General features: G+C 31.0%; 1 protein-coding gene. It reads right to left on the reverse strand.

Annotated elements, in window-relative coordinates; genetic code table 11:
- Positions 1–44: 44 nt before the first annotated feature.
- A complete protein-coding gene (locus JCM9157_RS23100) occupies positions 45–491 on the reverse strand; it encodes a hypothetical protein (protein ID WP_035668904.1) in 447 nt (148 codons plus the stop codon).
- Between the last annotated feature and the right edge of the window lie 80 nt (positions 492–571).

Raw genomic sequence — 571 nt, forward strand, 5'->3', positions numbered from 1 at the left:
CAAAAATTCATTGTCTACTTAACCACCGTAACAATTAAGGACATTTAATCAACACCTAAGAATTCATCCCCTGTTACCCATTCTAAGTCTAATTGAAGTAGTGGTTTTACAAAACTACCCTCTATTACCTTGTAATCATTGCTGTTTCCACTGAAATTTTCTTCATCAAAGTTAAAGAAATAGCTTTTTGATTGTGTGTGTATAGTCATTTCATAATCTAACATCATGTTTTTACTTCCATATCGCTTTTTTATAGATACATTAGACAGTTCTTCTATCAGCGAGTTAATCAGTTCAGGGTCATCGATACGAGTCCATAGGATTTCACCTATTCGAGCTTGAAAAACGATGTGAGTTATTTCATCAGTTTCACTAATTTTCTCATTTAATACATCTCCAAAAGTAGTTCTTCCAGAAAGTTGAATCCACGAAACACTAATAATAATTAAAATTACAAAGGAAGATAAAATAATAGTTGCCTTTTTATTCAAAATACCCCTCCTAATTTTTAAATAGTAACAAACTTTTTTATATACTTATTCATTCAGCTCTTGTGTTATCCTGCCCGTTA

Origin of the sequence: Halalkalibacter akibai JCM 9157, from assembly GCF_000513135.1 — a bacterium.
Classification (GTDB): Bacteria; Bacillota; Bacilli; order Bacillales; family Bacillaceae_D; genus Halalkalibacter; species Halalkalibacter akibai.